This window comes from Pseudomonas sp. LAMO17WK12:I5 (genome assembly GCF_900215165.1).
GTDB lineage: Bacteria > Pseudomonadota > Gammaproteobacteria > Pseudomonadales > Pseudomonadaceae > Aquipseudomonas > Aquipseudomonas putida_A.
Genome location: NZ_OBDS01000001.1, coordinates 293,469 through 319,654, shown reverse-complemented (window position 1 = coordinate 319,654; position 26,186 = coordinate 293,469). Strand labels below are relative to the sequence as shown.

Here is a 26,186-nt window from a genome sequence, read left to right as displayed (position 1 = left end):
TTCCAATGGCTTGAAAGACCGGGCTGAGCCGGATTTCAAGCCATTAGAGGTCAGACGTCGGAGGCGGGTGTGGTACTGGGGTATCGCTTTGCGCTGGTCTGTTTGCAGAGTGTGTCCGCCTGCTCAACGGCCTGCACAAATGACCGCTCGGCAATCTTCATCAAACTGTCACGCAACTGTGGCAGCGCGCTTGAACAAACTTCATCAGACTCGCGCTCTACTGGGGTTCTGCGTTTCGGTGTTTTTCATGAGCAAGGGATTTTTTTCACTCGCGGCCGTTTTGGTCGCGTTTTTATTCGGTACGTCAGCGTTCGCGGCGGCGCGTTGCGATGTGAATGTGCCGACCGCACATGTCGATCTGCAACAAGTGAGCATTGCCTACCAGAGCATCGGCCGTGCCTCGGATCCGGCGCTGTTGCTGGTCATGGGCCTGGGTGGTCAGTTGATCCATTGGCCGGACGAAGTGGTGGTTGCGCTGTGTCAGCAGGGTTTTCGGGTGATCCGCTACGACAACCGCGATGTCGGCCTGTCGACCTGGCGGCAGGCCCCGGTCGAGGCCAACCTGACCTTTGAAGTGCTGCGCTACAAACTCGGCTTGCCGGTGTCGGCGCCCTATTCGCTGACGGACATGGCCGACGATGCGCTGGGCTTGATGGACGCGTTGCACATCGACCAGTTTCACGTACTGGGCGCGAGCATGGGCGGAATGATCGCCCAGCATCTGGCGGCGATGGCACCGCAGCGGGTAGAGAGTCTGACGCTGATCATGACCAGTTCCGGCGCCGAAGGTTTGCCGGCACCGAGTGCGGCGCTGGTGCAACTGCTGGCGCGGCGTGGTGCGCCGAATCGCGAGGTGGCGCTGGAGCAGCAGGCCGATCTGCTGGCGGCGCTCGGTAGCCCGGCGGTCACCGATGACCGGCAAGCGTTGCTGCATCAGGCGGCGGTAGCCTACGACCGGGCGTTCAACCCTGAAGGTGTGAAACGGCAGATCATGGCGATACTTGCCGAGCCGAGCCGGGTGGCCTTGCTCAATCAACTGCGGGTGCCGACCCTGGTGGTGCACGGCACGGCCGATCCGCTGTTGCCGGTGATGCACGGCGTGCATCTGGCGGCGCACATTCGTGGCAGTCAGTTGAAGCTGATTCCGGGGCTGGCTCATCGCTTTCAGGAGGCGTTCAAGGCGCCATTGCTGGCGGCGGTTTTGCCGTATTTGCAAGAGCACCGTGAAGACACCTCGCACTGGGCGCAGATCGAGCCGGTGGCAAGCGGCAACCTGCTGTAGCTGAGGTTTTGGCGGTGTTGATTCGGGCCTCTTCGCGAGCAAGCCCGCTCCCACAAGGGGAGCGCATTTCAAATGTGGGAGCGGGCTTGCTCGCGAAGGGGCCATCACTGTCACTCAATGAGTAGGCAGGTGTATCCGGGGCGAGCCGGCAGATCCTGAGTGAAGCCAAGGCTGTGATCAGCTGTGCAGGCGCACCCAGACCGTGACCAGCACGGTCGCCGCGATCAGCCACGCGACCACCGCCACCGCCAGTGAAGCCTCCAGGCGCATGCGGTCCACCAGCACGTACAGCGTCGTCAGATAGATAAAGTACGGAATGATCGACCACATGCCGAACACAATCGTCGCCTTCAGATCGTCGATCGAACGACCTTTGCCGACGATGTAGTGGGCGATCAGGGCGAAGGTCGGAAACAGCGGCACCAGTCCGGCGATGTAGTAGTTTTTGGTCTTCGACAGCGCGGCGAGGATCACCACCACCGCCGCGCCGAGTGCCGCTTTGAGTATCAGATCCATCAGTGGCTCAACCCGTACTTTTTCACTTTGTCGAACAGCGTGGTCTTGGCCATGCCCAGTTCTTGACTGGCCTGGGTCAGGTTGCCGCCACTGCGTTGCAAGGCGTCATTGAGCAGGTTGCGCTCGAAGGCTTCCACCGCTTCGGCGAACGCCAGCCCCTGACCGCCGCTGCTGGCGCCGGACTTCTTGAACGCCGGCAGGCCGAGGGCAAAGCGCTCGGCGACGTTACGCAGCTCACGCACATTGCCCGGCCAGTCGTGGCTCATCAGGTTCGACAGGGTATGGTTGTCCAGCTCGGGCAATATCCGGTCGAAACGCAGCGCCGACTGCTGGGTGAAGTGTTCGAACAGTTGCAGGATATCTTCACGGCGCTCGCGCAGCGGCGGCAGCTCCAGCGTCACCACGTTGAGGCGGTAGTACAAGTCGCTGCGAAACTCGCCGGCCTTGCTCGCTTCGTCGAGGTCGGATTTGGTTGCGGCAATCACCCGGCAATCCACCGCCACGCTCTGGTTCGAGCCGAGGCGTTCGAGGGTGCGTTCCTGCAACACCCGCAGCAGTTTGATCTGCAGGGGCAGGGGCATGCTTTCCACTTCGTCGAGGAACAGCGTGCCGCCGTCGGCGTGTTCGATCTTGCCGATGCGCCGTTTGCCGGCGCCGGTGAAGGCGTTGGCCTCGTGGCCGAAGATCTCGCTTTCGAAGAGGTTTTCCGGCAGGCCGCCGCAGTTCAGCGCGACGAACTGCTTGGCATGCCGACGACTGAAGTCGTGCAGGCAACGGGCGACCAGTTCCTTGCCGGTGCCGGTCTCGCCTTCGATCAATACGTTGGCCGAGGTGTCGGCGACGTTGGCGATCAGCTCGCGCAAGTTCTGCATGGCTGGCGAGCGCCCGATGATCCGGCCTTCGAGGGAATCGCGTTCGGCCAGTTGCCGACGCAGCGAAGACACTTCCCGAGCCAGGCTGCGTTGCTCCAGCGCGCGACGAGCGACGTCCACCAGGCGCTCCGGCGAGAACGGTTTCTCCATGAAATCGTAGGCGCCTTTCTGCATCGCGCCGACGGCCATGGAGATATCGCCATGACCGGTGATCAGCACCACCGGCAAACTGCGGTCGCGCGCCTTGAGGCGGGTCAGCAGTTCCAGGCCATCGATGCCGGGCAGGCGAATGTCGCTGATGACGATCCCGGCAAAGTTGTCGCCGACCCGCTCCAGCGCTTCTTCGGCACTGCCGACGCCGATGCAGGGAATGTCTTCCAGGGTCAGCGCCTGCTGGCAGCCGAGCAGCACATGGGGGTCGTCTTCGACGATCAGCACACTAAGGTCGTGGTTCATATTGGCTCGGCAGGAGTAGGGCTTACCAACGGTAAACTGAGGACGAAGGTGGTGCCACCGCTGACCGGGTGTTCGACACCCAGGTGTCCGCCGGTGGCGGCAGCGAGGCTGGCGGAGAGGGTCAGGCCGAGGCCCAGACCCTGTTCGCCGGGTTTGGTGGTGAAGAACGGCTCGAACAGATGCTTGCGTGCTTCGGCGTCGACACCGTGGCCGTTGTCGCGCACCCGCAGGCGATATTTGCCGTTGAACTCTTCGCCTTCCAGCCACAGCTGCGGTGAAGGTTGCGTCTGCATGGCGTCGAGGGCGTTGCCGATCAGGTTGACCAGAATCTGTTCGAGGCGGGTCTGGTCGATCTGCACCTGTACGTCGCTGAACTGCCGGTGCAGTTGCAGCGCCATGCCCTCGACCCGCGCGCCGAGCAGTTGCAGGGCCGCGTCCACCGCTTTGCCGAGACTGGCCTGGCCTTCATTGTCGCCGCGCCGGGCGAACGAGCGCAGGCTGGCGGTGATCCGGCCCATGCGGTCGATCAGGTCGTTGATGGTCTTGAGGTTGGTGCTGGCGACGTCGAGCTGGCCGCGCTCCAGAAAGCGAATGGTGTTGCCGGACAAGGTGCGCATCGCCGCCAGCGGCTGGTTCAGTTCGTGGGCGATGCTGGTCGACATCTGGCCGATGGCCGCGAGTTTGCCGGCCTGCACCAGTTCGTCCTGAGCGCGACGTAGGGTCTCTTCGGCCTGGCGCCGTTCGCGGATCTGGCTCTTGAGCCGTTCGTTGCTGGCGCGCAGGTCGCCGGTGCGTTCGGTAATCCGACGCTCCAGTTGATTGTTGGCTTCCTGCAAGGCTTCGCGGGCGGCGAGGCGGGTGGCGATGACCTTGCGCCGCTCGTTCCAGGCGATCAGCAGGAACGCCACCAGCGCGAAGGCCACGGCCACCAGGATGCCCTGATTGATCGCTTCACGACGCAAGTCCTGCAACGGCGTGAGCAGGGTGAAATTCCATGGCGTGTCGCTCAGCGGTCGGGTCTGCGCCAGATAGCTGATGCTGTCGTCATCGGCGCTCAGTTCGCTGTTGGCCGGGAAGGTCAGTTTCTCCACACCGTCGGCCAGGGTTTCGCGGGCCAGCGGTTGCAGTTCGTTGAGCGGGAACCAGTAGTACTGCAGGCTGCGGGCGAGCTTCTCTTTGGTTTCATCGCTCAGCGGGACCACCGATTTCAGGCGCCGCGCCGGATCGCTGGAAAGAATGATGATGCCGTTCTCGTCGCTGACGAAGGCTTCCAGGCGGGCGCGTTGCCAGCGCTCTTCCAGCGCTTCGAGGCGCACCTTGACCACGGCGACGCCGATGATCTTGCCGTGTTCTTCCAGACCGTGGGCGAGGTAATAACCGGGTTCGCCGCTGGTGCTGCCGATGCCGTAGAAACGTCCGGGCTCGCCGCGCACGGCGTTCTGGAAATAGGCGCGAAAGGACAGGTCTTCGCCGAGGTAACTGTCGACGTCGCGCCAGTTGCTGGTGGCCATGACGCGGCCGGTAGTGTCCATGACGTAGATGGCCCGACTGCGGCTGCGCCGGTTCAGGCCTTCAAGGTAAGCGTTGACCGTTTGCCGGTGTTCCGGAGTCGGGTCGGCCAGCAGTTGCGGGACACTGGTTTCCAGTTCCAGCAGGCTGGGCAGGTAGGTGTATTTGCTGATCTCGCTTTCGACGGTGCGCGCGTGCAGTTCAAGCTGACGCTGGCCGTTTTCGCTGAGGCTGCGGATGCCGAAATGTTCACTGGTCCAGAAGCCGATGTAACCCAGTCCGATCATCAGGATGATGATCAGCGGCGGCAGGAACAGATGGCGAATCAGACGGGGCTTCACGGCAAGTGATGGCGGCGCTGCGCGATAGAGATTGGGGTCGCATTTCATCACAGTTGCCTTGGGTCAACCACCACACAAATCTCTGGATCATCATCGATCCAATGTGGGAGCGGGCTTGCTCGCGAAAGCGGCAGGTCAGTCAACGATGCTGTTGAAAGTGCCGGCCTCTTCGCGAGCAAGCCCGCTCCCACAGTTGGGGAGCGGTGTGTGGTTTTTTAGTGCTGCAGGATTTTCTCGAGGAAGTGCTGCGCGCGTTCGGAGCGGGCGCTGATGTCGCCGAAGAACTCCTCTTTAGGGCAGTCTTCGATGATCTTGCCGGCGTCCATAAAGATCACCCGGTCAGCCACTTTGCGCGCGAAGCCCATTTCGTGGGTCACGCACATCATGGTCATGCCTTCGTGGGCCAGTTGCACCATCACGTCGAGCACTTCGTTGACCATTTCCGGGTCGAGCGCCGAGGTCGGTTCGTCGAACAGCATGACGATCGGGTCCATGGCCAGTGCACGGGCAATCGCCACACGCTGCTGCTGACCGCCGGACAGTTGCCCCGGGTGCTTGTGCGCATGCGCCGACAAGCCGACGCGTTCCAGCAGTTGCAGACCTTTCTTGGTCGCCTCTTCCTTGCTGCGGCCCAGCACCTTGATCTGCGCGATGGTCAGGTTTTCGGTGATGGTCAGGTGCGGGAACAGCTCGAAATGCTGGAACACCATGCCGACGCGCGAACGCAGTTTCGGCAGGTTGGTCTTGGAGTCGGCAATCGAGGTGCCGTCGACGACGATGTCGCCTTTCTGGAACGGCTCCAGCGCGTTGACGCACTTGATCAGGGTCGACTTGCCCGAACCCGACGGGCCGCAGACCACGATCACTTCGCCTTTCTTGACCTCGGTGCTGCAATCAGTCAGCACCTGGAAGTCGCCATACCACTTGTTGATGTTCTTGATGGAGATCATACGGCAAACCTTTTTTGCAGACGCTTGACCAGCAGCGAGGCGGAAAAGCTGATGATGAAGTAGACGACACCGGCAAAGATCAGGAACTCGTTGGAACGACCGATGATGTCGCCGCTGGAACGGGCGGAGTTGAGGAAGTCCACCAGGCCCACGGTGTAGACCAGCGAGGTGTCCTGGAACAGGATGATCGACTGTTGCAGCAGCAACGGGGTCATCTTGCGGAACGCCTGGGGCAGGATGATCAGCCGCATGGTCTGGCCATAGGTCATGCCCATCGCCTGGGCCGCGGCCATCTGGCCTTTGGGGATCGACTGCACGCCAGCCCGGACGATCTCACAGAAGTACGCGGCTTCGAACATCATGAAAGCCACGACGCAGGAGGTGAACGCGCCGATCGGGGTGTCTTCGCCGGTGATCCAGCGCAGCACGAACGGCACCGCCAGGTAGAACCAGGTGATCACCAGCAGCAGCGGGATCGAGCGGAAGTAGTTCACGTAGGCGCCGGCGACGCGCGACAGCAGTTTGCTCGACGACAGGCGCATCAGCGCGAGGATCGTCCCCAGCACGATACCGCCGATCACGCCCATGACCATCAGTTGCAAGGTCATGACCATGCCGTTCCACAGGCCCGGGATCGCAGGGATGATGCCGCTGAAATCGAAGTCCATTATTTACCCCCCACGGAGATCAGGCCGGGCACTGCGACTTTCTTCTCGACCATGCGCATCAGCAACATCAGGCTCATGTTCAGGGTGAAGTAGATCAGCGTGGCCAGGGTGAAGGCTTCAAACAGGTTGGCCGAGAACTCGGCGGTCTGCTTGGTTTGCGCCAGCAGTTCCATCAGGCCGATCAAGGACGCCACGGAGGAGTTCTTGAACACGTTGAGGAATTCCGAGGTCAGCGGCGGAATGATGATGCGGTAGGCCTGGGGCAGCAGCACGTTCCAATAGATCTGCGGCAGCTTGAAACCCATGGCGCGGGCGGCGGATTCCTGGCCGCGTGGCAGCGCCTGGATGCCGGTGCGCACTTGCTCGCAGACCCGGGCGGCGGTGAACAGACCCAGGCACACGACCACGCTCAGGTAGGCCGAGGTGGTCGGGTTCAGATCCTGCTTGTACCAGTCCTGCAGGTTTTGCGGCAGCAGATCGGGCACCAGGAAGTACCAGATGAACAGCTGCACCAGCAGCGGCACGTTGCGAAACAGTTCGACGTAGCAGGTCGCGATGCCCGATACGAGGCGGTTCGGCACCGTGCGCATGACCCCCAGAATGGAGCCCAGCAGCAAGGCGATGATCCATGCCACGATGGCGATGGCAATGGTCCAGCCCAGGCCGGCGATGTACCAGTCGAGATAAGTCTCGCTGCCCACGCCGGTGGACTTGAAGAACACGCCCCAGTCCCAGTTGTAATTCATTAGGGTCTCCCCTCGAAATCGATCGATGTACAAGCACCCGCTTGGGGAAGATCCTTTCCCGTCCGACGTTGAACGCCGGGCACACGCGATCGGCTCGAAAACCGCCAGGTCGAGTGTTCCACTGTAAAACCAGCAGGTAACAGACGCCTGAGGGAGGGTGGCTCCCTCAGGGGATAAGGTTAGTCAGGAATCAGATTTTTACGTCAGGCGCCGGCTTGTCGCTCGGGTTGGCGATCAGTTCCTTGACCTTGTCGCTCATCGGGAAGTTGAGGTTCAGGCCCTTTGGCGGAATCGCGGTTTCGAACCACTTCTTGTAGATCTCGTTGATCTTGCCGGATTTGTACAGGCCGACGATGGCGTCATCCACAGCCTTCTTGAAGGCCGGGTCGTCTTTGCGAACCATGCACGCGTAGGCTTCGAACGATTGCGGAGTACCGGTGATGACCCAGTCGTCCGGCTTCTTGGCCTTGGCTTCTTCGCCGGCCAGCAGGGCGTCGTCCATCATGAAGGCAACGGCGCGGCCGCTTTCCAGCATGTTGAAGGATTCACCGTGGTCCTTGGCGGAGATGATGTTCATGCCCATCTGCTTGTCGGCGTTCATCGCTTTGATGATGCGCTCGGACGTGGTGCCGGCGGTGGTCACGACGTTTTTGCCTTTGAGGTCGGCAAAGTCTTTGTAGGACGGGTTGCCATCCTTGTCTTTCTTGACCAGCAGGCGGGTGCCGATTTCGAAGATGTTGACGGTGAAGTCGACTTGCTGGGCGCGTTCGGCGTTATTGGTGGTGGAACCGCACTCGATATCCGCGGTGCCGTTCTGGATCAGCGGGATACGGGTTTGCGAGGTCACCAGGTTGTATTTGACCTGCAGGTCTGGCTTGTTCAGGTCTTTTTTCAGGGCTTCAACGATGGCCACTTGAATGTCGTGGGAGTAGCCCACTGGCTTGCCGGAAGCATCCGCAATGTAGGAAAACGGGATGGAGCTGTCGCGGTGAGCGAGGGTGATGGTGCCGGAATCGTTGATTTTCTTCAGGGTGCCGGTGAGTTCGGCGGCGAAAACTGGAGTGCTGATCAGAGCGGCCGCAATGGCTGCGCCCAGGATATGGGGAACGATGCGCATCAAATTTTCCTCGAATTGTTTTTTTTATGGAGCCAGTTCGTCGGCCCTTTTGTGCTTCGAATGCCTGACGGCTCCTGAAGTGTTGGCACGGCAGGCATTCGTCGAGAGAGTGTAGAGCATGAGTCGTGCCAGAGCAGTCGATAGTGGCTAATGGCTTGATTTATAAGGTGATTAAAGTTTTGTGTCGGTGTTTTTCGATGAAACTGATCCGGTTATCCGAATTGACCGGGAGGTCGTGTTCGGAAATCCGAACGCTCTTTTAATCGCTGCCCTCACATTGATGATCGTTCGAGCCCACATTCCCTTGTGGCGAGGGGATTTATCCCCGATAGGTCGCGAAGCGGCCTTCTTTCAGCGCAAAGGCGAGGACCGCTTCGCAGTCCATCGGGGATAAATCCCCTCGCCACAGGGTTAGTGGCAGGCAAAGTAAGTCACGCAGCAAAAAGCCCCTGAATCTCTCAATTCAGGGGCTTTCGTTTAAGCGATGTTCAAATCACGCCGCTTCAGTCTTGCGGTTCTGCTCGACCTTGCCCAGGTAGGCCGCCAGTTTCTCTTGCTCGGCCGGGGTAGTGAACAGGCCCAGTTTGCTGCGACGCCACAGGATGTCGTGCGCCGTGGTGGCCCATTCTTCGCTGCACAGGTAATCGACTTCACGGGTGTAGAGCCCGCCACCAATGTGTTCGCCCATGTCGGCGAGGGTTTCCACGCCTTCGAGCATGCGCCAGGTGCGGCTGCCGTAGGTGGTGGCCCAGCGGCGGGCGATCTCGGTCGGGACGAAGTCGAACTTGTCGCGGATCTGCGCGCTCAAGGCTTGCGGGGTGGTCATGTCTTCGCCGCCGGGCAGGGTCGCGGTGGCGGTCCAGCTCGGGCGCATCTGGGTGAAGTACGGCATCAACTGGGCCATCGCTGACTCGGCGAGTTTGCGGTAGGTGGTCAGTTTGCCGCCGAACACCGACAGCAGCGGTGCTTCTTCGCCACCGCCAGACAATGCCAGGGTGTAATCGCGGGTCACGGCGGACGGGTTGTCGGATTCGTCGTTGCACAGTGGACGCACGCCCGAGTAGCTGTGCTGAATGTCGTCGCGGCTGATCTGCTTCTTGAAGTGAGCGTTGACCACTTTCAGCAGGTAATCGGTTTCGCCGTCGGTGATTGCCACTTTCGCCGGATCGCCGGTGTATTCACGGTCGGTGGTGCCGATCAGGGTGAAGTGGTTCAGGTATGGAATGGTGAAGACGATGCGCTGATCTTCGTTTTGCAGGATGTGCGCGTGATCGCCTTCGTACAGTTTCGGCACGATGATGTGGCTGCCCTGAATCAGGCGGATGCCGTACGGCGATTCCATTTTCAGGTCGTCACGAATGAACTTGGCGACCCACGGGCCGGCGGCGTTCACCAAGGCTTTGGCAGTGATCGAAAACAGGCTGCCGTCAGCGCGTTCCAGGTTCAGGTGCCACAGGCCCTTGGCGCGGCGGGCGCTGACGCAACGGGTCTGGGTGTGTACGTGGGCACCTTTTTCCCGGGCGGCCATGGCGTTCAGAACGACGAGGCGGGCGTCATCGACCCAGCAATCGGAGTATTCGAAGCCCTTGGTGATTTCGCTTTTCAGTGCGCTGTCGGCACCGAACTTCAGGCTTTTCGAACCTGGCAGTTTTTCGCGCTTGCCGAGGTTGTCATAAAGGAACAGGCCGGCGCGGATCATCCAGGCCGGACGCAGGTGCGGACGGTGCGGCAGCACGAAACGCATCGGTTTGACGATGTGCGGCGCCTTGGCCAGCAGCACTTCGCGCTCGGCCAGCGCTTCACGCACCAGACGGAATTCGTAATGTTCGAGGTAGCGCAGGCCACCGTGGATCAGCTTGCTGCTGGCCGACGAGGTGTGGCTGGCCAGGTCATCCTTTTCGCAAAGGAACACAGAGAGACCGCGACCGGCGGCATCCGCTGCGATCCCCACGCCATTGATCCCGCCGCCAATTACGGCAACGTCGTAGATCTCGGAGATAGGGGGCGTACGCAAGGTAGATGTGGACATCGGCTGGCCTCGGGCTCTTTTGATTTTCTGTCTTGGAAATCGAACATAAATGTTCATTTGCGAAAATGGTAGCCCATAAAGACGCGCGCAGCCAGTCGCGTTCGATTGAAAAAACTCATCGAAGGGCGGCTAAAAGAAAATTTTCGAACATTATTGAGTCGAGGGATGCTTTTTGTGGCGAGGGGATTCATCCCCGATGGGTCGCGTAGCGGCCCCTCAATCAACTACCGTGGAGTCTCAGGCACACCGCATTGGGTGGTTTTAGGACTGCTTCGCAGCCCATCGGGGATAAATCCCCTCGCCACAGGGGATGTTGAACGGATTTAAACGACTTCCAGACGAATCTTGTGCTGGCTCAGCAGTTGCGCCAGTGCCGGCACCGGCTGCTGATCGGTCACCAGGCAGTCGATCAGGCTGATCGGACCCAATCGAATCATCGCATTGCGCCCGAACTTGCTCGAGTCCGCCGCCAGAATCACCTGCCGAGCATTGGCAATGATCGCCTGCGACACGCGCACTTCCTGATAATCGAAGTCGAGCAGGCTGCCGTCTTCGTCGATGCCGCTGATACCCACCAGTGCGAAATCGACCTTGAACTGGTTGATGAAGTCCACGCTCGCCTGACCCACCACACCGCCGTCACGGCGCACGTTGCCGCCGGTCAGCAGCACATCGAAATCATCCTTGGCACTGAGCATCGAGGCGACGTGCAGGTTGTTGGTGATGATCTTCAGATGGTTGTGATTGAGCAGGGCGCGGGCAATGGATTCGGTGGTGGTGCCGATGTTGATGAACAGCGAGGCGTGATCGGGGATCTGCGCGGCGATGGCTTCGCCAATGCGTTGTTTTTCGTCGCGCATCTGGTCGGCGCGCATCGCATAGGCGGTGTTTTCGACGCTGGAATCATAGGCCGCGCCGCCATGGTAGCGGCGCAACAGATTGGCTTCCGCGAGCTGATTGATGTCGCGGCGGATGGTTTGCGGGGTAACAACGAACAGCGTGGCCATTTCCTCGATGCTCACATAGCCGCGTTCGCGGACCAGTTCGAGGATTTGCTGCTGACGGGGAGGCAGATTCATGGGGCTTCCTTTGGGCTGCCGTGCAAAATTTGCCCATGATGCCGCAGGAATCCGCTCCCGACCAGTTAGTTGCCTATCAGTCTCTGAAGGTTGGCTTATTCAGCGTCTTCACGCGCCCAGTCACGGGTGCGGCTGACGGCTTTTTTCCAGCCTTTGTACAGTTTCTCTTTCTCGGCTTCGTCCAGGCTCGGTTCGAACTCACGCTCGATCACGGCCTTGCCGCGCAGTTCGTCGAGGCTGCCCCAGAAACCGCACGCCAGACCGGCCAGATACGCCGCCCCGAGTGCAGTGGTTTCGCGCATTTGCGGACGCTCGACCTGGGTGCCGAGGATGTCGGCCTGGAACTGCATGAGGAAGTTGTTCGCGACCGCGCCGCCGTCCACGCGCAGGGCCTTGAGGCGTTCGCCGGAGTCCTGTTGCATGGCGTCGAGTACGTCGCGGGTCTGGTAGGCGATCGATTCCAGCGCAGCGCGGATGATGTGATCCACGCGCACGCCGCGCGTCAGACCGAACAGTGCACCGCGGGCATACGGGTCCCAGTACGGAGCGCCCAGACCGGTGAAGGCCGGTACCAGGTACACGCCGTTGCTGTCCTTCACTTTATTGGCGAAGTATTCGGTGTCGTGAGCGTCGTTGACGATCTTCAGTTCATCGCGCAGCCACTGCACGGTCGAACCGCCGTTGAACACCGCGCCTTCCAAAGCGTAAGCCACTTCGCCACGCGGGCCGCAAGCGATGGTGGTGAGCATGCCGTGTTGCGATTTCACCGCTTTGTCGCCGGTGTTCATCAGCAGGAAGCAGCCGGTGCCGTAGGTGTTTTTCGCCTGGCCCGGCTCGACGCACATCTGGCCGAACAGTGCCGCTTGCTGGTCACCGGCGATACCGCCGATGGCGATGCCGCTCTTGGTGCGACCGTAGATTTCCGAAGAGGCTTTGACCTCCGGGAGCATCTCGCGCGGGATGTCGAGGATCTCAAGCATCTTCGAATCCCACTCCAGCGAATGGATGTTGAAGAGCATGGTGCGCGAGGCGTTGGTGTAGTCGGTGACGTGTACCTTGCCGCCGGTGAATTTCCAGATCAGCCAGCTATCGATGGTGCCGAACAGCAGTTCGCCGTTGCGCGCACGCTCGCGGCTGCCTTCGACGTTGTCGAGGATCCACTTCAGCTTGGTGCCGGAGAAGTACGGGTCGGTGACCAGACCGGTGTTGTCGCGGATGTACTCTTCGTGGCCATCGCGCTTGAGCTGCTGGCAGATCTCGGTGCTGCGGCGGCACTGCCAGACGATGGCGTTGTACACCGGACGACCGGTGGTTTTGTCCCAGACCACGGTGGTTTCACGCTGGTTGGTGATACCGATGGCGGCGACCTGATCGTGATGCAGACCGGCCTGGGCCAGTGCTTCGACCATCACCGCGCTCTGGGTGGCGAAGATTTCCATTGGATCGTGTTCGACCCAACCGGCTTGCGGGTAGTGCTGGGCGAATTCGCGCTGGGCGGTGCAGACCACGTTCGCATCGCGGTCGAAAATGATCGCGCGGGAGCTGGTCGTACCCTGATCGAGGGCAATGATGTAGTTCTTATTCTGAATGTCGGTCATGTCGATTGCCTTGGACTAAATAAGGGAGAGTGGGCCGGGGCGCGGGTTCGAAATGGGCAGGAGCCCGCGCCGACTGTTTCAAGAAGTTCTTGGTTTGCCGTCAATGGCCGGTTCTGCATCCTTTGTAGCAGGTGTGGCGCCGGTCAGGTGACGGGCGATGAGCCCGCGATACCCGGCAGCGCCGAGGCAGGCACCGACAATCGGTGCAAAAATCGGAATCAGGAAGTACGGAATATCGCGGCCGCCAGTGAAGGAAATTTCACCCCAGCCGGCGAAGAAAGTCATCAGTTTCGGACCGAAGTCACGCGCCGGGTTCATCGCAAAACCGGTCAGCGGGCCCATCGAGCTGCCGATTACGGCAATCAGCAAACCGATCAGCAGCGGAGCCATCGGGCCTTTCGGCAGACCGTTGTTGTCATCGGTCAGGGCCATGATCACGCCCATCAGGATCGCGGTGATGATCATCTCGACCAGGAATGCCTGAGCGGTGGACAGTACCGGATTGGGGAAGGTCGAGAACACCGAGGCCAACTCAAGGCTGGCGGCGGTGCCACGCACCATGTGGTGAGTTTGTTCGTAATCGAAGAATAAATTGCTGTACAGCGTGTACACCAACAGCGCACCGCAGAACGCGCCGGCGATCTGCGACAGGATATAGAACGGCAGTTTGCGCTTTTCAAAGTCGGCAAAAATGCTCAGGGCGATACTCACGGCGGGGTTCAGATGCGCGCCGGAAACCCCGGCGGTCAAGTAGATCGCCATGCTCACGCCGACGCCCCAGATGATGCTGATTTCCCACAGGCCGAAGCTGGCGCCCGCGACTTTGAGCGCGGCGACGCAGCCAGTGCCGAAAAAGATCAGAAGTGCAGTCCCCAGAAACTCGGCCAGGCATTGGCCGGAAAGCGATGGTTGCTGTAAAGCAGTTGTCATTGAAAACCTCGATTTTTGTTGTTGTCTGGCGCGTTTGCCGTCAGGGCAAGGCGCGATTTTCCCCGGGGCAGGATCCCCATCCTGTTCCCGGTTTACTGCTGGGTGCTGCGGTGATGATAATTCTTACATTATTCAGATTCGAAAAAATATAGACAAGAAACAAACCTGTCAAAGGTCGAAAGTGAACCGTCGGTCACAATTAAACTATCAGCCTGCTGAATGATCCTGCGGAGGAAGGAGGCGGTAGCCCGGCGATTTGCCTGCAAAGCCCGGAAAACGGGGCTTGCGCTAGAGCCTTTTGCGAGGTGATGGCCTAGAATCCGGCGCAGGATTTTTCTGTTGATGCCGAACCTGGAGCTGCCATGACCCCTGCGTTGGACTTGTTGAAAAAAGTTCGTGCCGAACATCGCGTGCACAGTTACGAACATGATCCCAAGGCCGCGTCCTATGGGCTGGAGGCCGCCGAGAAACTGGCGCTGGAGCCGGCGCGGGTGTTCAAGACGCTGCTCGCTGCCAGTGAAAAAGGTGAATTGCTGGTGGCGGTGGTGCCGGTCGTCGGAAGTCTTGATCTCAAAGGTCTGGCACACGCGGCGGGCGTCAAGAAAGTCGAAATGGCTGACCCGGCTGCGGCACAGCGTTCCACCGGTTACCTGTTAGGCGGCATCAGTCCGCTGGGGCAGAAGAAGCGTCTGCGCACCTTCATCGATAACTCGGCCCAAGGCTTTGCGACTATTTATGTCAGTGCTGGCCGACGTGGTCTGGAAGTCGAATTGGCGCCGGCGGTTCTGGCTGAACACACCCAGGCCAAATTTGCCGACATCGGTCGTGCATGAACTTGCGTTCTGTATGAAGAAAATTGCCCGGTTCTGTCACTGGCGCTGAGCGCAGCGTGGCTGCATGCTCTGCCGATTCACTCAGGGAGAAGGTTATGCAGCTCGAATTTCATCAGGTTGATGCGTTCAGTGATCGGCCGTTCAGTGGCAACCCGGCGATGGTGTATCGGCTCGATGCATGGCTCGCGGACGATTTGATGCAGAAGATCGCCGCCGAACACAATCTGGCAGAAACCGCGTTCGTGGTGCGCGAAGGCGCGGCGTGGCACATCCGCTGGTTCACCCCGACCACCGAGGTGCCGCTGTGCGGGCATGCCACACTGGCCAGCGCCTATGTGTTGTTCGAGGTCTACAAGGAAAATGCCGAGCGGCTGGACTTCATCTGCAAGTCCGGGCCGCTTAGCGTCAGCCGCGAGGGCGATCGCCTGTGGCTGGACTTCCCGTCGATTGTGCCGTCAGAAATTGGCGTGACGCTGGATGTCGAGCGCGCGCTGGGCGTCGAGGCGGTGGATGTGCTCGGTTCCAATGAATTGTTTGTGGTGCTGGAGTCGGAGCAGGCAGTGCTCGACTGCACGCCGGACATGATTGCACTGGCAAAACTGCCGTGGCTCGGCGCCATCGTGACCGCGCGCGGCAATCAGCACGATTTCGTCTCGCGCTACTTCGCCCCGGCGATCGGCATCAATGAAGATCCGGTCACTGGATCGACGCATTGCAGCCTGATTCCGTATTGGTCGAAACGTTTGGGCAAATCCAGTTTGACCGCGTGCCAGCGTTCGGCGCGGGGCGGGGAGTTGTTCTGTCGGCTGGAGGGGGAGCGGGTGAAGATCGGCGGGAATGCGACGCTGGTGGCCAGCGGCACTCTGATCCTGGGTTGAACCCAAAACCAAATGTGGGAGCGGGCTTGCTCGCGAATGCGGGGTGTCAGACGACCTCTTCGTTGACTGACACAGCGCATTCGCGAGCAAGCCCGCTCCCACAGTTTTGATCCGGGGCGGATCAGAGGGCGGCGCTGTAGCGGCGGACGCCGTTTTCCACCGCCGGGATTTGTGCCGCGGTACTGCCGCTGGCCTGGAACAGGACGAGGTGTTCGGCGGCGACCCGAATCCCCACATCCGCGCCGACCTGATGGTCGGCATGGCTCGGGAAGATCGATTCCAGCTGCGCACCGGTCGGCAGTTGCAGGCGATACAGGGTCGAGGCACCCAGGAACGTCTTGCCGACGATCCGCGCTTTCAACCCACTGTCCGGCGCATAAACAATGTCATCCGGACGCAGCAACACATCCACCGCACCGCCCACCGGCCAGGTGTAGGCGCGGTTGCCGCGCAGTTCGCCGAGTTCGGTCTGCACCGATTCCGGGCTGCCGAGCTGGCCGCGGATGAAATAACCCTGACCGATGAAGCTGGCGACAAACGGCGTCGCCGGCTCGTGGTAGAGGTTGTAGGGCGTGTCCCACTGCTCCAGACGACCTTCCTTGAACACGCCAACGTGATCGCTGACGGCGAAGGCTTCTTCCTGATCGTGAGTCACCAGAATCGCACTGGTGCCACGGGCCTTGAGGATGTCGCGCACTTCGTGGCTGAGTTTGCGCCGCAGTTCGCCATCGAGGTTGGAGAATGGCTCGTCGAGCAGCAGCAATTGCGGCTCCGGCGCCAGTGCCCGGGCTAGGGCGACACGCTGTTGCTGGCCACCCGATAACTCGTGGGGAAAGCGCTTGCCTAGATTCTTCAGATTGACCAGTTCCAGCAGCTCCTCGGTGACGCGCTCCTTGTTCGGGTGCTTGCGGATACCGAAGGCGATGTTGTCTGCAACACTCAGGTGCGGGAACAGCGCGTAATCCTGAAACACCATGCCGATCCGGCGTTTCTCCGGCGCCAGGGTGAAACCGGCGCTGGAAATGGTTTCGCCTCCCAGGGTGATTTCACCTTCGTGCACCGGTTCAAAACCGGCAATCGCGCGCAGGGTGGTGGTCTTGCCGCAGCCGGACGAGCCGAGCAGGCAGCCGATGTCACCGGCGTTGAGGTGCAGATTGAGGTTCTGCACCACGCGTTGATCTTGATAGCCGCAAGCGAGGTTGCGCAGGTTCAGCAGTAATTCATGGCTCATGCGTGGTGATATGCCGGTTCGACGAGGAACTCGAGCAGGGCCTTCTGTGCGTGGAGACGGTTTTCTGCCTGATCCCAGGCGACGGAACGCGGGTCATCAAGCAGGTCGAGGCTGATTTCTTCACCGCGGTGCGCCGGCAGGCAGTGCATGAACAGCACATCTTCGGCCGCCAGATCGAGCAGGGCGCGGTTCACCTGAAACGGAGCGAACAACTTCAGGCGCTTGGCAGTTTCCTCTTCCTGACCCATCGAAGTCCAGACATCGGTGCTCACCAGATGCGCACCGCGCACGGCGTCTTGCGGATCACGGACGATGGTCACGCGATCGCCGGCGCGGGCCACGAATTCAGGATTAGGCTCGTAGCCCTGCGGGCAGGCAACGCGCAACTGGAAGTCGAACTGGATCGCCGCTTCTATATAGCTGTTGCACATGTTGTTGCCGTCGCCGATCCAGGCCACGGTCTTGCCCTGGATCGAGCCACGGTGCTCAAGGAAGGTCTGCATGTCGGCCAGCAACTGGCACGGGTGCAGGTCATCGGACAGGCCGTTGATCACCGGCACGCGCGAGTTGGCGGCGAATTCGGTCAGGGTGCTGTGGGCAAAGGTACGGATCATCACCGCGTCGAGCATGCTCGACATGACGATGGCGCAGTCGCCGATCGGCTCGCCACGGCCCAGCTGAGTGTCGCGTGGCGAGAGGAAGATCGCCTGGCCACCGAGCTGGATCATGCCGGCCTCGAAGGAGATCCGGGTACGGGTCGAGGACTTCTCGAAGATCATCCCCAGGACGCGGTTTTTCAGCGGCTCGAACAGTACGCCGCGGTTACGCAGGTCCTTGAGCTCAACGCCTCGACGGATCACGCTGACCAGCTCTTCGGGCGTGCAATCCATCAGGGAGAGAAAGTGCCTTGCGCTCATCATTGACTACCTTTTTGCTACAGACCGCAGATGCTCAAAGCCTTGTTTAACGGAACAACGGGCGAGACCTGCGGCGTAAGCCGCACGGGGCGACGAAATAGGGGAAGGCGCGATATTGACACTAAATGTCGCGTTACGCCAATAGGCTACGGTTTTTGCGGAATTCGGAGGGCGTACGGGATGTTGCAGTACGCATTTGAAGCCGGGTTCAGGACAGCAGCGAGCCTCTTTGTACACCGGCCTCGCTGGGCTTGGCAATGCGGCGTGGCGGGGATCACGTCGACCAGGTCGGTTTACGACCGTGGCGCCATGCCATCACTTGGTCGGATGCTCAGACTGAAACATTTGCTAAAGCAAAGTGCTGGGTTATAAATAAGTTTCGAGCGACGCAGGAAGCCTCCGCATGGAATCGAAAGAAAAACTGTTAATGGAACTGCTGGGCCACACAGCTCGCTCACTGACCCATCTCACCGCGTCGGTCACTTCGATGTCTTTCGAGCTGCTGCGCAGCGAGGACGAAGTGGTCAAGACCGCCGGCCGCCACATGATCGATCGCATGGCGACCATCAGTGCCGGGCTCGACGAGCACTGGCGGTTGATCGGCGAACTCACCGGCGTGCACGTCGCCCACGAGCAGATCGAAACCATTCAGGAAATTCAGTTGGCCGCGCCGCCGCAGCTGCCGTCGAACTGAATATGGCGGTGTATCGGCTCGCCTGATAACCGTCGATTCACAAGACGAACGTCGCTGGCGCAGGATCTGCGCCGGGGCCATAGTTTTGTTCCCGCGGGCCTGATTGCCTGCCCAGAACAAGACAGAGACTGGCCATGACCAAGACTCTCCATCACCGTGCCTGCCACCTGTGCGAAGCCATCTGCGGCCTGACCATCGAGACCACCGAAACCGATGGCAACGTCGCGATCACCTCGATCAAGGGTGACGCGCTTGACACGTTCAGTCGTGGGCACATCTGCCCCAAGGCCGTAGCCCTGCAAGACATCCAGAACGATCCCGATCGCCTGCGCCAGCCGATGCGCCGGGTCGGCAGCGAATGGCTGCCGATCGAGTGGGACGAGGCGTTTGCGCTGGTGGCCGAGCGTCTGGCGGCGATTCAAGAGCGTCACGGGCAGAGTGCGGTGGCGGTCTACCAGGGCAACCCGAGCGTGCACAACTATGGGCTGATGACCCACAGCAACTACTTTCTCGGCCTGCTGAAGACGCGCAATCGCTTCTCGGCGACTTCGGTCGATCAGTTGCCGCATCACCTGAGCAGTTACCTGATGTACGGCCATGGCTTGCTGCTGCCGATCCCGGACATCGATCACACCGATTTCATGCTGATCCTCGGCGGCAACCCGCTGGCATCGAACGGCAGCATCATGACCGTGCCGGATGTCGAGAAACGCCTGAAGGCGATTCAGGCGCGCGGCGGCAAAGTGGTGGTGGTCGATCCCCGGCGCAGCGAAACGGCAGCTATCGCCGATCAGCACTTGTTTGTGCGGCCGGGTGGCGACGCGGCGCTGTTGTTTGGCTTACTCAATACGCTTTTCAGCGAAGGGCTGACCCGTGACTGTCACTTGCCGGTTGATGGCCTTGATGAAGTGCGCGCAGCCGTCGCAACCTTCACTGCCGAAGCCATGAGCCCGCTGTGCGCCGTTCCCGCTGAACAGATCCGCCAACTGGCCCGGGACTTCGCCGCTGCACCAAGCGCTGTTTGCTACGGCCGGATGGGCGTTTCCACTCAGGCCTTCGGCACGCTATGCCATTGGGTCGTGCAGTTGATCAATCTGGTGACTGGCAATCTCGATCGCGTCGGCGGTGCCTTGTGCACAGAGCCAGCGGTGGATCTGGTGGCATCGACCTCGGGCGGGCATTTCAACAAATGGCAAAGCCGGGTCTCCGGGCGACCCGAGTACGGCGGCGAGCTGCCGGTGTCGGCGCTGGCTGAAGAGATGCTCACCGAAGGCGAAGGGCAGATTCGCGCACTGATCACCGTGGCCGGCAATCCGGTATTGTCGACTCCGAACGGCCGGCAACTGGAGCAGGCGCTCGATGGTCTGGAGTTCATGCTCAGCATCGACCTGTACATTAACGAAACCACGCGCTACGCCGACTTGATCCTGCCGTCGACCTCGGCGCTGGAGAACGATCACTACGACACTACTTTCAATCTGTTCGCGGTGCGCAACGTCACTCGCTTCAACCGCGCGATTCTCGCCAAGCCCGAGGGCGCATTACACGACTGGGAGATCTTTGTCGGTCTGGCCAAGGCGTTTGCCGAGAAGACCGGCAAGGAGCTGAAACCGACGATGCCGCCGGCGAAGATGATCGACATGGGCCTGCGCATGGGCCTGTATGGCGATGCGTCCGAGCAAAAGCTGTCATTGGCGACATTGTTCGATCATCCGCACGGGATTGATCTTGGGGCGTTGAAGCCTAATCTGGCTGCACGCCTCAAGACGCCGAATCAACGGGTGCAGGCTGCGCCGCCGGAAATTCTCGCCGATCTCGCACGCTTTGCGGCCTTGCAGGCGCCGGCGGCCGATGAGCTGCTGATGATCGGCCGGCGCCATGTGCGCAGCAACAATTCGTGGATGCATAACTACCATCGTCTGGTGAAGGGCAAGCCACGACATCAATTGCTGATGCACCCGGATGACCTCGCCAGCCGGGGGCTCAACGATGGTCAGTTAGTTCGCGTCAGCTCGCGGGTAGGGCAGATCGAGGTCGAGGTGCTCGGCAGTCTGGACATGATGAAGGGCGTGGTCAGCCTGCCGCACGGTTGGGGACATGCTCGGCCGGGCGTGCAAATGGCAATCGCCAGTGGGCAGCCGGGATCGAGTGCCAACGACCTGACCGATGAATGCCAGCTCGACGAGTTGTCGGGTAACGCCGCGCTCAATGGCGTGCCGGTGACGGTGGCAGCGGCCTGAACGAGACCGTCGGGGAGACCGAGCATGGCGCTCGGGATTCCGTTACAATGCGTCACCGTGCCGACCCATGAGTCGGAAAGTTCAGCCGAGGTGCTCCATGGATATCATCGAAACGATTAAAGAGCAGATTGCCAACAACACCATTCTGCTTTACATGAAAGGCTCGCCGAATGCCCCGCAGTGTGGCTTCTCCGCGAAAGCTGCGCAGGCTGTAATGGGCTGTGGCGAGAAGTTCGCCTACGTCGACATCCTGCAGAACCCGGAAATCCGCGCCAACCTGCCAAAGTACGCCAACTGGCCGACTTTCCCTCAACTGTGGGTCGGCGGTGAGCTGGTCGGCGGTAGCGACATCATGGCTGAAATGTTCGCCAACGGTGAGCTGCAGACTCTGGTCAAGGAAGCATCGGCCAAGGCTGCTGCGGCCAAGTCCGAAGCCTGATCCGGTTTTTGTGGGAGCGAGCAAGCTCGCTCCCACAGGGATCTGCATCTGATCCGGGATTTGCCAATAAAAAGCCCCGCACCTCGAAAGAGGGCGGGGCTTTTTAGTGTCGCGAATTCAGCGGGCGCTTATTTACTCTTCGCCCATCTGCGATTGCAGATAGTTCTCAAGACCGACTTTATCGATCAGGCCCAGTTGGGTTTCCAGCCAGTCGATATGCTCTTCTTCGGATTCGAGAATGTCTTCGAGCAGTTCACGGCTGCCAAAGTCGCCAACCGATTCGCAATGGGCGATGGCGGCTTTCAGATCGGCGTGGCCGGTCTTCTCGATGCGCAGGTCGCATTCCAGCATTTCCCGGGTATGCTCGCCGATGTGCAGCTTGCCCAGATCCTGCACGTTCGGCAGGCCTTCGAGGAACAGAATGCGCTTGATCAGCTTGTCCGCGTGTTTCATCTCGTCGATGGATTCGTGGTACTCGTGCTTGCCCAGCTTGTTCAGGCCCCAATCTTCATACATGCGTGCATGCAGGAAGTACTGATTGATCGCGACCAGTTCATTGGCAAGGATCTTGTTGAGATGCTGGATGACTGTAATGTCGCCTTTCATGATGGGAGTCCTGCCCTGTATTAGCTGTATATAAGGCGGAGTTTGAGCTTGGTACTTATAAGTGTCAAACCTAAGTTATTGAATAATAAATGAAATTAAATCTGAATAAGAATGTTTGTGTTCCGCGTCTAGCGCCTAAGCGCTTGATTTGCGGGCATAAAAAAACCGGACATATGTCCGGTTTTTTGAAATAGGGGGTGATTATGCTGCGGTAAATTCTACGGGGTAGGGTATCGCAGCCTGAGCGGTTTGCAGCTTGGTCAGGGTTTCGCGAACCACTTCCTTGGCAAGGCAGGCACATTTGCCGCATTGGCTGGCGACGCCGGTGGCCTGGCGGACTTCTTTGTAACTGCAGCAACCTTCATAGATCGCTTCGCGGATTTGTCCGTCGGTGACGCCAGTGCAGAGACAAACATACATAAGTGAGAACCGTCGCTGGTTGTGACTCAATTGCGATGGATCTTAATGTTAACGAGAATGATTGTCAAAGTGCTTTCTGAATGGTTTTCGATCGAAAGGCCGGTCACTGACGAACGGTGATTAATGGCGAATTGCCTGGCCCCGAAAATGCTGGTCCGTTATCCGCCTTGGGCAAAAAACCGTTAAGGACAGGCGAAAAACGCAGTGTATGATGGTCGGCCCTTGCGAAGAGGGTTCGTGTCACAGGGCTGTCGCCTCAGGGTGGCAGGCTGGCCCGGACCCTGAACTTCAAGTTATTCACCAGGAGATATCCATGAGCGTACTCGTAGGCAAACAAGCCCCAGACTTCACCGTCCCGGCCGTACTCGGCAATGGCGAGATCGTTGACAGCTTCACCCTGTCCTCGGCCATCAAAGGCAAATACGGCCTGGTGTTCTTCTACCCACTGGACTTCACCTTCGTCTGCCCGTCCGAGCTGATCGCTCTGGACAACCGCATGGCCGACTTCAAGGCGCGCAACGTGGAAGTGGTTGCCGTGTCGATCGACTCGCACTTCACCCACAACGCCTGGCGCAACACTCCGGTCAACAATGGCGGCATCGGCCAGGTGAAATACACCATGGCTGCCGACATGAAGCACGAAATCGCCAAGGCCTACGACGTTGAGTCCGAAGGCGGCGTGGCTTTCCGTGGCGCGTTCCTGATCGACGACAAGGGCGTTGTCCGCTCGCAGATCATCAACGACCTGCCGCTGGGCCGTAACATGGAAGAGCTGATCCGTCTGGTCGACGCGCTGCAATTCCACGAAGAGCACGGCGAAGTCTGCCCTGCCAACTGGAAAAAAGGCGACAAAGGCATGAACGCTTCGCCAGAAGGCGTTGCGGCTTACCTGACCGAGAACGCTGCTGCCCTGTAAGGCGCAACGTCGCGGTACAAAAAAACCGGCCCATGTGGCCGGTTTTTTTATGCGCGGGATTCGCCCGAACGAGGATCAGTCGTCGAAGTCTTCCCAGCCGCCCATCTGTTTCCAGCGGTTGACGATGCCGCAGAACAGCTCGGCGGTCTTCTCGGTGTCGTAACGCGCCGAATGCGCTTCACGGCCGTCGAAGTCGATGTCCGCTGCCTGACAGGCCTTGGCCAGCACGGTTTGACCGTAAGCCAGACCGGCCAGCGTCGCGGTATCGAAGCTGGAGAACGGGTGGAACGGGTTGCGCTTCATGTCCAGACGCGCAACCGCAGCATTCAGGAAGCCGAGGTCGAAGCTGCTGTTGTGGCCGACCAGAATCGCGCGCTTGCAGCCGTTGGCCTTCAGCGCCTTGCGGATGCCACGGAAGATGTCGGTCAGCGCAGTTTCTTCGCTGACCGCCATGCGCAGCGGGTGATCGAGCTTGATCCCGGTGAATTCCAGCGCTGCCGCTTCGATGTTCGCGCCTTCGAACGGCTCGACACGGAAGAAGTAGGTGTGGTCCGGGTAAACGAAACCCTTTTCGTCCATGGCAATGGTGGTCGCGGCAATCTCCAGCAGAGCGTCGGTGGCCGAATTGAAGCCACCGGTCTCTACGTCGACGACAACCGGCAGGTAACCGCGAAAACGCGCTGCCATTGGGTGGCGGGAACCGCCGCCGCCACCTTGACCGTCCAGATCGTCGTCGAAATGGTCTTCACTCACGCGTGTTCCTCCAGCAGGCGCCAGCGCAGTTTTTCACCGGCGCGCAGCGGGATAACGTTCAGCTCGCCAAATGGCAGGCTGGTCGGGGCGGTCCATTCTTCGCGAACCAGGGTGATGCGATCGGTGTTGGTCGGCAGACCGTAGAAACGCGGGCCGTTGAGGCTGGCGAACGCTTCGAGCTTGTCCAGCGCGTTGCGCTGTTCGAACGCTTCGGCATACAGCTCGATGGCGGCGTACGCGGTGTAGCAGCCGGCGCAGCCGCAGGCGGCTTCCTTGGCGTGCTGGGCGTGCGGCGCCGAGTCGGTGCCGAGGAAGAACTTCGCGCTGCCGCTGGTGGCGGCGTCTAGCAGGGCTTCCTGATGGGTATTACGCTTGAGGATCGGCAGGCAATAGAAGTGCGGCCGGATCCCGCCCACCAGCATGTGGTTGCGGTTGTACAGCAGGTGATGCGCGGTGATGGTGGCGCCGACGTTGGCTGAAGCCTCGTTGACGAACTGCACCGCGTCGCCGGTGGTGATGTGTTCGAACACCACTTTGAGCGTCGGGAAACGCTCGACGACACGGCGCATGTGTTCATCGATGAAAATCTTTTCGCGGTCGAAGACGTCGACATCGCTACGGGTGACTTCGCCATGGATCAGCAGCGGCATGCCGACTTCGGCCATGGCTTCCAGCGCCGGGAAGATCTTGTCGATGCTGGTCACGCCGGAATCGGAGTTGGTGGTGGCGCCGGCCGGGTACAGTTTGGCGGCGTGCACGAAACCGCTGGCCTTGGCCTCACGAATTTCTTCGGGCTGGGTGCGGTCGGTGAGGTACAGCACCATCAGCGGTTCGAAGCGACTGCCGGCCGGGCGGGCAGCGAGAATCCGCTGGCGATAGCCGTCGGCTTCAGCGGCGTTGCGCACCGGTGGTACCAGGTTGGGCATGATGATGGCGCGGCCAAAGGTGCGCGCCACATCGGCAACGGTATTGGTCAACACGGCACCATCGCGAAGATGAATGTGCCAGTCGTCGGGACGCAGCAGGGTCAGGCGGTCGGACATGAGGGGATTCCAGGCGGGTCAAACTGAGGGGAATGCTACCGGAAAAGACTCTTGCAGGCACCCGCTATCAAGTTTTGCAGGAACCTTCCGATATCCCGTAGGTATGCCGTAAACATAGTGTGAATCGGTCTTTGTGTTACAGAAGCCAATGGAGCCTCCCGTGCGCCAGCGATATTTAGCCTTGCTCAGTGTGTTTGCCAGCCTCCCCGCGATGGCGCTGACCTACCAGACGCGTCTGGAGAACATTGAGTGGACGGTCGAGGGCGACAAGTTCGAGTGCCGCCTGACCCAGCCGATCACCGATTTCGGCTCGGGCCAGTTCGTGCGCAAAGCCGGCGAGCAGGCGATATTCCGCCTCAATGCCTACAACGCCATGCTCGGCGGCGGTTCGGCGACGTTGCTCGCGGCGGCAGCGCCATGGCAGCCGGGGCGCAACGACATTAATCTGGGCAGCGTCAGGATCGGCACCGGCAATGTGCTGTTCAACAGTTCGCAATCCCAAGCCGGGGGGCTGATCAGCGGTTTGCTGGACGGTCGCAGTCCGGTGGTGCGCCGTGCGTCCGGCGATGGCCGGGTTTCGGAAGTGCGTCTGCTGCCGGTGAAGTTCAGCAAAGCGTTCAATGATTACCAGACGTGTGTGGCGAAATTGCTGCCGCAGAATTTCGATCAGGTGAAGCAATCGCAGATCGGCTTCCCCGGCGAAGGCACCGATCTGGATGCCGCCGCCAAAGCCAAGCTGCAGGTGATGCTCGAGTTCATGAAGGCCGATCCGACGGTCAATCACATCGAACTCGATGGCTACTCCGACAATAGCGGTAATCGTCTGACCAATCGTGAGCTGTCACGCCGTCGAGCGCTGGCGGTAGTCGACTTTTTCAAGGCCAACGGCATCGCCGAATCGCAGATCACCGTGCGTTTCCACGGCGAGCAATACCCGCTGGTGCCGAACAACAATGCGGCCAACCGGGCGAAGAATCGTCGGGTCAGTGTGAAGCTCGCGCGAGTCGCGCCGACTACCGCGCCAGCACCGCAAGCCAGCACACCTGCCAACGCTGCGGCGACTTCCTGACCCGTCGGTCATCGTCGCGCTGTCGACAGATTCTGTCGCTTTGTCGTCTTAAGC

25 protein-coding genes are annotated in these 26,186 nt (G+C 60.3%); 8 read left to right on the top strand and 17 right to left on the bottom strand.

The genetic code is table 11. The features are described from left to right. The first annotated feature begins 247 nt into the window (after nt 1-247). Nucleotides 248-1,282, top strand: a complete 1,035-nt coding sequence (locus CRO59_RS01465) for an alpha/beta fold hydrolase (protein WP_097086066.1) — start codon at nt 248-250, stop codon at nt 1,280-1,282. A 177-nt stretch (nt 1,283-1,459) separates the two neighbouring features. Here CRO59_RS01465 and CRO59_RS01460 read toward each other — a convergent pair whose 3' ends face one another. The 11 genes from CRO59_RS01460 to CRO59_RS01410 form a co-directional block, all read right to left on the bottom strand. Then, a complete protein-coding gene (locus CRO59_RS01460) occupies nt 1,460-1,789 on the bottom strand; it encodes a GlpM family protein (protein ID WP_177408932.1) in 330 nt (109 codons plus the stop codon). A gap of 8 nt (nt 1,790-1,797) precedes the next feature. Then, nucleotides 1,798-3,126, bottom strand: coding sequence for a sigma-54 dependent transcriptional regulator (locus CRO59_RS01455; protein ID WP_097086062.1), 1,329 nt, complete (start codon nt 3,124-3,126; stop codon nt 1,798-1,800). Next, the gene (locus tag CRO59_RS01450; protein WP_097086060.1) at nt 3,123-5,024 is read right to left on the bottom strand and encodes a sensor histidine kinase; all 1,902 of its coding nucleotides are present in this window, start codon (nt 5,022-5,024) and stop codon (nt 3,123-3,125) included. The genes CRO59_RS01455 and CRO59_RS01450 overlap by 4 nt, the downstream gene beginning before the upstream one ends. A 167-nt stretch (nt 5,025-5,191) precedes the next feature. Further along, on the bottom strand, nt 5,192-5,926 hold the full coding sequence (locus CRO59_RS01445; protein ID WP_007963947.1) for an amino acid ABC transporter ATP-binding protein: 735 nt from the start codon (nt 5,924-5,926) through the stop codon (nt 5,192-5,194). Beyond that, nucleotides 5,923-6,594 (bottom strand): amino acid ABC transporter permease, encoded by a 672-nt coding sequence (locus tag CRO59_RS01440; RefSeq protein ID WP_007963949.1) that lies wholly within the window; start codon nt 6,592-6,594, stop codon nt 5,923-5,925. The genes CRO59_RS01445 and CRO59_RS01440 overlap by 4 nt, the downstream gene beginning before the upstream one ends. Then, nucleotides 6,594-7,340: an amino acid ABC transporter permease gene (locus tag CRO59_RS01435; protein ID WP_027612077.1), complete on the bottom strand. Its 747-nt coding sequence runs from the start codon at nt 7,338-7,340 to the stop codon at nt 6,594-6,596. Before CRO59_RS01435 ends, CRO59_RS01440 begins: the two co-directional genes overlap by 1 nt. 190 nt (nt 7,341-7,530) lie before the next feature. Continuing rightward, the gene (locus tag CRO59_RS01430; RefSeq protein ID WP_027612076.1) at nt 7,531-8,457 is read right to left on the bottom strand and encodes a glutamate/aspartate ABC transporter substrate-binding protein; all 927 of its coding nucleotides are present in this window, start codon (nt 8,455-8,457) and stop codon (nt 7,531-7,533) included. A gap of 493 nt (nt 8,458-8,950) precedes the next feature. Next, nucleotides 8,951-10,486, bottom strand: a complete 1,536-nt coding sequence (glpD, locus tag CRO59_RS01425; RefSeq protein WP_097086058.1) for a glycerol-3-phosphate dehydrogenase — start codon at nt 10,484-10,486, stop codon at nt 8,951-8,953. Between the two features lie 323 nt (nt 10,487-10,809). Then, entirely contained in the window at nt 10,810-11,565 is a 756-nt protein-coding gene (locus tag CRO59_RS01420; RefSeq protein WP_007916700.1) for a DeoR/GlpR family transcriptional regulator, read from the bottom strand. A gap of 95 nt (nt 11,566-11,660) precedes the next feature. Further along, the gene (glpK, locus tag CRO59_RS01415) at nt 11,661-13,163 is read right to left on the bottom strand and encodes a glycerol kinase GlpK (protein ID WP_097086056.1); all 1,503 of its coding nucleotides are present in this window, start codon (nt 13,161-13,163) and stop codon (nt 11,661-11,663) included. Between the two features lie 78 nt (nt 13,164-13,241). Further along, nucleotides 13,242-14,093 carry an MIP/aquaporin family protein gene (locus CRO59_RS01410; protein ID WP_027612073.1) on the bottom strand — a complete coding sequence of 284 codons (852 nt, stop codon included), beginning with the start codon at nt 14,091-14,093 and terminating at the stop codon, nt 13,242-13,244. Nucleotides 14,094-14,455: 362 nt separating this feature from the next. Between CRO59_RS01410 and ybaK the strand changes: the two genes are divergently transcribed. Both ybaK and CRO59_RS01400 read left to right on the top strand, forming a co-directional pair. Beyond that, on the top strand, nt 14,456-14,926 hold the full coding sequence (gene ybaK, locus CRO59_RS01405; protein WP_097086054.1) for a Cys-tRNA(Pro) deacylase: 471 nt from the start codon (nt 14,456-14,458) through the stop codon (nt 14,924-14,926). 95 nt (nt 14,927-15,021) lie between these two features. After that, nucleotides 15,022-15,804: a PhzF family phenazine biosynthesis protein gene (locus CRO59_RS01400; protein WP_027612072.1), complete on the top strand. Its 783-nt coding sequence runs from the start codon at nt 15,022-15,024 to the stop codon at nt 15,802-15,804. Nucleotides 15,805-15,925: 121 nt separating this feature from the next. On the opposite strand, the gene CRO59_RS01395 is transcribed toward CRO59_RS01400, so the two are convergent. Then, complete coding sequence (locus CRO59_RS01395) at nt 15,926-17,035, bottom strand: ABC transporter ATP-binding protein (protein WP_027612071.1); 1,110 nt, start codon at nt 17,033-17,035, stop codon at nt 15,926-15,928. Beyond that, the gene (argF, locus tag CRO59_RS01390; protein ID WP_095136949.1) at nt 17,032-17,952 is read right to left on the bottom strand and encodes an ornithine carbamoyltransferase; all 921 of its coding nucleotides are present in this window, start codon (nt 17,950-17,952) and stop codon (nt 17,032-17,034) included. Before argF ends, CRO59_RS01395 begins: the two co-directional genes overlap by 4 nt. A 403-nt stretch (nt 17,953-18,355) precedes the next feature. On the opposite strand from argF, the gene CRO59_RS01385 reads away from it, so the two are divergent. The 3 genes from CRO59_RS01385 (at nt 18,356) to grxD (ending at nt 21,325) form a co-directional block, all read left to right on the top strand. After that, nucleotides 18,356-18,646, top strand: coding sequence for a hypothetical protein (locus CRO59_RS01385; protein WP_027612069.1), 291 nt, complete (start codon nt 18,356-18,358; stop codon nt 18,644-18,646). Nucleotides 18,647-18,780: 134 nt separating this feature from the next. Next, nucleotides 18,781-20,886, top strand: coding sequence for a molybdopterin oxidoreductase family protein (locus CRO59_RS01380; RefSeq protein ID WP_097086052.1), 2,106 nt, complete (start codon nt 18,781-18,783; stop codon nt 20,884-20,886). Between the two features lie 97 nt (nt 20,887-20,983). Further along, the gene (gene grxD, locus CRO59_RS01375) at nt 20,984-21,325 is read left to right on the top strand and encodes a Grx4 family monothiol glutaredoxin (protein WP_003227729.1); all 342 of its coding nucleotides are present in this window, start codon (nt 20,984-20,986) and stop codon (nt 21,323-21,325) included. Nucleotides 21,326-21,457: 132 nt separating this feature from the next. Here the strand turns inward: grxD and bfr are convergent, their stop codons facing one another. Together bfr and CRO59_RS01365 are read right to left on the bottom strand one after the other, a co-directional pair. Then, nucleotides 21,458-21,931, bottom strand: coding sequence for a bacterioferritin (gene bfr / locus CRO59_RS01370; RefSeq protein WP_007963971.1), 474 nt, complete (start codon nt 21,929-21,931; stop codon nt 21,458-21,460). 201 nt (nt 21,932-22,132) lie between these two features. Beyond that, the gene (locus CRO59_RS01365) at nt 22,133-22,351 is read right to left on the bottom strand and encodes a bacterioferritin-associated ferredoxin (protein ID WP_003227725.1); all 219 of its coding nucleotides are present in this window, start codon (nt 22,349-22,351) and stop codon (nt 22,133-22,135) included. 313 nt (nt 22,352-22,664) lie between these two features. Here CRO59_RS01365 and CRO59_RS01360 point away from each other — a divergent pair, with 313 nt between their 5' ends. After that, nucleotides 22,665-23,267, top strand: a complete 603-nt coding sequence (locus tag CRO59_RS01360) for a peroxiredoxin (RefSeq protein WP_007963972.1) — start codon at nt 22,665-22,667, stop codon at nt 23,265-23,267. Between the two features lie 75 nt (nt 23,268-23,342). Here the strand turns inward: CRO59_RS01360 and rnt are convergent, their stop codons facing one another. Continuing rightward, nucleotides 23,343-24,020 carry a ribonuclease T gene (gene rnt, locus CRO59_RS01355; protein ID WP_097086050.1) on the bottom strand — a complete coding sequence of 226 codons (678 nt, stop codon included), beginning with the start codon at nt 24,018-24,020 and terminating at the stop codon, nt 23,343-23,345. After that, a complete protein-coding gene (pyrC, locus tag CRO59_RS01350) occupies nt 24,017-25,063 on the bottom strand; it encodes a dihydroorotase (protein WP_097086048.1) in 1,047 nt (348 codons plus the stop codon). Before pyrC ends, rnt begins: the two co-directional genes overlap by 4 nt. 160 nt (nt 25,064-25,223) lie before the next feature. Between pyrC and CRO59_RS01345 the strand changes: the two genes are divergently transcribed. After that, on the top strand, nt 25,224-26,132 hold the full coding sequence (locus CRO59_RS01345; protein ID WP_096795143.1) for an OmpA family protein: 909 nt from the start codon (nt 25,224-25,226) through the stop codon (nt 26,130-26,132). Nucleotides 26,133-26,186 lie beyond the last annotated feature (54 nt).

Excerpts from the sequence above, each read along its gene's own strand:
- CRO59_RS01465 (WP_097086066.1), top strand. The coding sequence starts at position 248 with ATGAGCAAGGGATTTTTTTCACTCGCGGCCGTTTTGGTCGCGTTTTTA.
- CRO59_RS01455 (WP_097086062.1), bottom strand. The coding sequence starts at position 3,126 with ATGAACCACGACCTTAGTGTGCTGATCGTCGAAGACGACCCCCATGTG.
- CRO59_RS01450 (WP_097086060.1), bottom strand. The coding sequence starts at position 5,024 with ATGAAATGCGACCCCAATCTCTATCGCGCAGCGCCGCCATCACTTGCC.
- CRO59_RS01445 (WP_007963947.1), bottom strand. The coding sequence starts at position 5,926 with ATGATCTCCATCAAGAACATCAACAAGTGGTATGGCGACTTCCAGGTG.
- CRO59_RS01440 (WP_007963949.1), bottom strand. The coding sequence starts at position 6,594 with ATGGACTTCGATTTCAGCGGCATCATCCCTGCGATCCCGGGCCTGTGG.
- CRO59_RS01435 (WP_027612077.1), bottom strand. The coding sequence starts at position 7,340 with ATGAATTACAACTGGGACTGGGGCGTGTTCTTCAAGTCCACCGGCGTG.
- CRO59_RS01430 (WP_027612076.1), bottom strand. The coding sequence starts at position 8,457 with ATGCGCATCGTTCCCCATATCCTGGGCGCAGCCATTGCGGCCGCTCTG.
- glpD (WP_097086058.1), bottom strand. The coding sequence starts at position 10,486 with ATGTCCACATCTACCTTGCGTACGCCCCCTATCTCCGAGATCTACGAC.
- CRO59_RS01420 (WP_007916700.1), bottom strand. The coding sequence starts at position 11,565 with ATGAATCTGCCTCCCCGTCAGCAGCAAATCCTCGAACTGGTCCGCGAA.
- glpK (WP_097086056.1), bottom strand. The coding sequence starts at position 13,163 with ATGACCGACATTCAGAATAAGAACTACATCATTGCCCTCGATCAGGGT.
- CRO59_RS01410 (WP_027612073.1), bottom strand. The coding sequence starts at position 14,093 with ATGACAACTGCTTTACAGCAACCATCGCTTTCCGGCCAATGCCTGGCC.
- ybaK (WP_097086054.1), top strand. The coding sequence starts at position 14,456 with ATGACCCCTGCGTTGGACTTGTTGAAAAAAGTTCGTGCCGAACATCGC.
- CRO59_RS01400 (WP_027612072.1), top strand. The coding sequence starts at position 15,022 with ATGCAGCTCGAATTTCATCAGGTTGATGCGTTCAGTGATCGGCCGTTC.
- CRO59_RS01395 (WP_027612071.1), bottom strand. The coding sequence starts at position 17,035 with ATGAGCCATGAATTACTGCTGAACCTGCGCAACCTCGCTTGCGGCTAT.
- argF (WP_095136949.1), bottom strand. The coding sequence starts at position 17,952 with ATGAGCGCAAGGCACTTTCTCTCCCTGATGGATTGCACGCCCGAAGAG.
- CRO59_RS01385 (WP_027612069.1), top strand. The coding sequence starts at position 18,356 with ATGGAATCGAAAGAAAAACTGTTAATGGAACTGCTGGGCCACACAGCT.
- CRO59_RS01380 (WP_097086052.1), top strand. The coding sequence starts at position 18,781 with ATGACCAAGACTCTCCATCACCGTGCCTGCCACCTGTGCGAAGCCATC.
- grxD (WP_003227729.1), top strand. The coding sequence starts at position 20,984 with ATGGATATCATCGAAACGATTAAAGAGCAGATTGCCAACAACACCATT.
- bfr (WP_007963971.1), bottom strand. The coding sequence starts at position 21,931 with ATGAAAGGCGACATTACAGTCATCCAGCATCTCAACAAGATCCTTGCC.
- CRO59_RS01365 (WP_003227725.1), bottom strand. The coding sequence starts at position 22,351 with ATGTATGTTTGTCTCTGCACTGGCGTCACCGACGGACAAATCCGCGAA.
- CRO59_RS01360 (WP_007963972.1), top strand. The coding sequence starts at position 22,665 with ATGAGCGTACTCGTAGGCAAACAAGCCCCAGACTTCACCGTCCCGGCC.
- pyrC (WP_097086048.1), bottom strand. The coding sequence starts at position 25,063 with ATGTCCGACCGCCTGACCCTGCTGCGTCCCGACGACTGGCACATTCAT.